Raw genomic sequence first — 4,290 nt, 5'->3', positions numbered from 1 at the left:
CCTTCGCCCGCACCACCGACGGCGGCGCGACGTGGCACAGCGGTGTGGTCCCCGGCGCGGACACGCTCGAGTTTCGCGACGTGCACGGCGTCGATGCGCGCACGGCCTACCTGCTGAGCGCCGGGTCGGGCGCGGCCTCGCGCATCTACCACACCACCGACGGCGGCGCGACGTGGACGCTCCGGTTCACCAACCCCGAGCCGGACGGCTTCTTCGACTGCTTCGACTTCTGGGACGCCACGCACGGCCTGGCCTTCTCCGACAGCATCGAGGGGCAGTTGTACCTCCTCGTCACCGAAGACGGCGAGACGTGGACGCGCCTTCCGCCCGGGACGCTGCCGCCGGCGCTGCCGGGCGAGGGCGCCTTCGCCGCGAGCGGGACGTGCGTCGTCACCCGGCCCGGCGGGCACGTGTGGGTCGGCGCCGGGGCCTCCGGCGTCGTCGCCCGCGTCTTTCACAGCGCCGACTACGGCCGCACGTGGGCCGTCGCCGAGACGCCGATCGTGAGCGACACGCCGTCGTCGGGCATCTACAGCCTCGCCTTCCGCGACGCCCGTCACGGCGCGGCCCTCGGCGGCGACTACGCCCGGCGCGACACCCTCCTGGCCCGCACCGTCGCCACGACGGACGACGGCGGCGCGACGTGGACGCTCGCCGCCCCGGCCCCGCTCCGGGGTGCGGTCTTCGGCGCGGCGTACGTCCCCGGCACGGCCACGCCCACCCTCCTCGCCGTCGGCCCGGACGGCTCGGCGTTCTCCACGGACAACGGCCGCACGTGGACCCGCATCGACGGTGAAAATTACTGGAGCGTGGCCGCCCTCGGCCCGGACGCCGCGTGGGCCGTCGGCCCCGAAGGCCGCATCGCCCGGCTGAAAAACCTTCCGTGAACCCGTCGTGCGTGCTTCGTATTCGGCAAGCACGACATCCATAAACACGAAACACGCACGGCGAAATCCGGCTGCCTTTCCCTTTAGCAGAGACGCTATGCACACGGCGCGCCCCCATCCCCCCTTCGGAGTACTTCGCCCCGGCAGGATGAAGGGTTCGTGTTGCCCGCCTCGCACCCGAAAAATCCCTCCCCTTGCGAAGGGGAGGTGTCGCGAAGCGACGGAGGGGTAGACCGGCAACCCGGGGAGATACGTTCCCTTCGATAGTGACAGGTGGCCAGACACGAAACTCGCCCTACCGACCTCATGCACGCCTTCGGCCTCGATATCCCCCCGGATCCGCTCCCGCTCTTCGCCCGCTGGCTCGACGACGCCCGCCGCTCGGGGGCCATCCGCTACCCCCACGCGACGTGCCTCTCGACGCTCGCTCCCGACGGCTATCCCGACGGTCGCATCGTCCTCCTCCACCACTTCGACGAGACGGGCTTCTTCTTCATGACCGACACCCGTTCGGAAAAGGCCGGGGCGCTGGCCCATTGTCCCCGCGCCGCGCTCACGTTCTACTGGGAGCCGCTCGAACGGCAGGTCCGGCTCCGGGGCGACGTGGCGGCGGCGACGGAGGCCGAGGCGGACCGGTTCTTCGCCGAGCGCCCGCGCCGGAGCCGCGTCACGGCGTGGGCCTCCGAGCAGAGCCGTCCCCTCCCCGACCGCGCCGCCCTCGACGCCCGCGTGGCCGCGTACGACGCCCGTTTTGCCGCCGTCGAGCCGATCCCGCGCCCGCCGCACTGGCAGGCGTATCGCCTCGTCCCCCGGAGCATCGCCTTCTGGCAGGCCGCCGCCCGCCGTCTCCACGAGCGCATCCGCTTCACCCGCACCCCCGACGGCTGGGCCGCCGAACGCCTCGCGCCGTGAACCCGCGCGGCTTGTGTATGTATCTTTAAGCGTTTATTTTCTATTGTCGTGTGTACTGTATGGCTATCATAAAGCTGATAGATGCGGATTTGTTTATTCAGATAAACCGCACAATCGACAAAATGCGAATGTTTTGCCTGTCGCTCAATATTTACATTTTCTCTTAACCTAATCTAAAATACAGCTATGCCCGAACAGATATTTCTGGAGCAAAACGGTGTCTTTGTCACCAGTTCAAGGTTTATGGTCCCAGGAGAAACGTATGCTATGAGCGGCATCACTTCTGTGAAAGAGAACATTGTTCGTCCCAATGGATCATTTATTCTGGGGCTGATTGGAGTGTTTGTCCTTTTCACAAACGCTGTATTTGGATCTATCTTGCTTATCATCGCAATATTTTGGTGGAAAAGGGGAACGGAATATACTGTCGCTCTCAAAACGTCGGGGGGAGAAGTTCAGGCACTAAGAAGTTCTGATGAAGACTTTATCCACGAGGTCGTTGTTGCTCTAAATCAGGCAATAGTTGCTCGCGGATAGCTTTTCGAGTGATAGTTTTTGCTGTCCATTCCATCGCCGCCCGCCGTCTCCACGAGCGCATCCGCTTCACCCGCACCCCCGACGGCTGGGCCGCCGAACGCCTCGCGCCGTGACGGCCTTCCGTTTCCCATACATTCCCTTCTTTTTACCTTTCGCCCCCTTGTGGGATTGTCTATTTAGCGTACTTTCCGGCGGGCCGGTCTTTTCGAAGGAGCGGTCCCGTTCTCGCCCCTCGAACCCTCCGTAGCGATTTGCGATGGTCCCCGTCCCGATCCGGCGCGCCGCCCTTTTTCTGCTCGTCCTCGCGTCGTCCGCCGGTCCGGTCCTCGCGCAACCCGTGACGCAGCCGTTCACGTTCGACCTCGTCCCGCACACGCTGCCGCAGACCCGGCACGGCTACCTCGCCTGGGGCGACTATGACGGCGACGGCGACCTCGATGCGGCGATCTCCGGCCTCACCGAGAGCGGCCTCGTGACGGCCGTCTATCGCAACGACGGACGGGCCGACGGCGAGGACGCGACGGTCGTCTTTACCGACCTCGATGCGGGGTTGCCGCCCGTCGTCTACGGTCGCCTCGCGTGGACCGACTACGACGGCGACGGCGACCTCGACCTGCTCCTCTCCGGCAGCCGCACCGTGGACCCGCCGTACGAACCCGTGACGATGCTCCTCCGCAACGACGACGGCCGCTTCGCCGACGCCGGGGCGGGGCTCGAAGCCCTTCACAGCGGCGCGGCGGTCTGGGGCGACTACGACAACGACGGCGACGAAGACCTGCTCCTCTCCGGCGTGAACGCCTCGGGCGAGCGCCGCACGATCCTCTACCGCAACGACGGCGGCGGGCGCTTCACCGACGCCGCCGCGGACCTGCGCGGCGGAGCCTTCGGCGACGCCGCCTGGGGCGACTACGACAACGACGGCGACCTCGACCTCGCGCTCTCCGGCGTCTCCGACGAGGCGGGCTTCGGAGCCGCCGTCTACCGCAACGACGGCGACGGGCGCTTCACCGACCTCGGCGCCGACCTCGGCGACGACGCCTTCGGCGCGACGGCCTGGGGCGACTACGACGGCGACGGCGACGAAGACCTGCTCCTCTCCGGAGGCGCTCTCACGCTCCGCCTCTTCGACCCCCACACCCGGCTCTATGAGAACCGAAACGGCGTCTTCATCGACGCCGAAGCCGGGCTGCCCGGTCTCCTCGCCGGCACCGCCGCCTGGGGCGACTACGACGACGACGGCGACCGCGACCTCCTGTTGACCGGCGCGGAAGAGCCGGAGGGCCGCCGAACCGCCCGCCTCCTCCGCAATGACGGCGACGACGGCTTCGTCACGAGCACCTTCCTCATCGGCGCGATGTTCGGCGCGTCCGACTGGGGCGACTACGACGGCGACGGCGACCTCGACCTGCTCACGTCCGGGATGAGCTTCTCCGGCCCGAGCGTCACCAACCTGTATGAGAACCGTCGGCAGGTGATCCCGCCCGCGCCTCCGGCGCCGCAGGGGCTGGCCGCCGACGTCGCCGGAGGCGCGGTGACGTTCGCGTGGGACGCGCCCGTGGAGACGCCCGGCCTCACGTACAACCTGCGCGTGGGACGCACGCCCGGCGGCGGCGAGGTGGTGGCGGCGGCGGCGGACCCGGCCACGGGGCGGCTGCGCCTGGCGCGGCCGGGCAACGTCTTCCACAACACCACGTGGACGCTTCGCGGCCTGCCCGACGGGACGTACTACTGGAGCGTGCAGGCCATCGACCCGGCCCTTCGCGCCTCGCCTTTCGCGGCGGAAGGCGTCTTCACCGTCACCGACGCCGCGAGCGTCGCCACGGACACTCCGGACGACCTGCCCGCCCGCATGACCCTTCAGACCGCCTTCCCCAACCCGTTCCGCGCGCGGACCACGTTCCGCTTCGAGCTTCCCCGCCCCGGGCGCGCGACGCTGAACGTGTACGACGCGCTC

The 4,290-nt window shown here is 68.2% G+C and carries 5 protein-coding genes; all 5 read left to right on the top strand.

The annotated features are described in order from the left end of the window. The coding region (locus tag AC1HIY_RS01590; protein ID WP_479574947.1) for a WD40/YVTN/BNR-like repeat-containing protein at window positions 1-887 on the top strand (887 nt) is incomplete at its 5' end. Window positions 888-1,193: 306 nt separating this feature from the next. Then, window positions 1,194-1,799: a pyridoxamine 5'-phosphate oxidase gene (gene pdxH / locus AC1HIY_RS01585; protein ID WP_479574946.1), complete on the top strand. Its 606-nt coding sequence runs from the start codon at window positions 1,194-1,196 to the stop codon at window positions 1,797-1,799. A 186-nt stretch (window positions 1,800-1,985) separates the two neighbouring features. Beyond that, window positions 1,986-2,336, top strand: coding sequence for a DUF6232 family protein (locus AC1HIY_RS01580; RefSeq protein ID WP_479574945.1), 351 nt, complete (start codon window positions 1,986-1,988; stop codon window positions 2,334-2,336). An 8-nt stretch (window positions 2,337-2,344) separates the two neighbouring features. After that, entirely contained in the window at window positions 2,345-2,449 is a 105-nt protein-coding gene (locus tag AC1HIY_RS01575; protein WP_479574944.1) for a pyridoxine 5'-phosphate oxidase C-terminal domain-containing protein, read from the top strand. A gap of 143 nt (window positions 2,450-2,592) precedes the next feature. Further along, window positions 2,593-4,290 (top strand): FG-GAP repeat domain-containing protein (locus tag AC1HIY_RS01570; RefSeq protein WP_479574943.1); only part of this gene is annotated, 1,698 nt, incomplete at its 3' end.

This window comes from Rhodocaloribacter sp. (assembly GCF_056451265.1).
The sequence above is the reverse complement of the archived record's forward strand: the minus strand, read 5'-3'. Positions and strand labels throughout refer to the sequence as shown.

Coding starts and splice junctions, on each gene's coding strand:
- pdxH (WP_479574946.1), top strand. CDS start 1,194: ATGCACGCCTTCGGCCTCGATATCCCCCCGGATCCGCTCCCGCTCTTC.
- AC1HIY_RS01580 (WP_479574945.1), top strand. CDS start 1,986: ATGCCCGAACAGATATTTCTGGAGCAAAACGGTGTCTTTGTCACCAGT.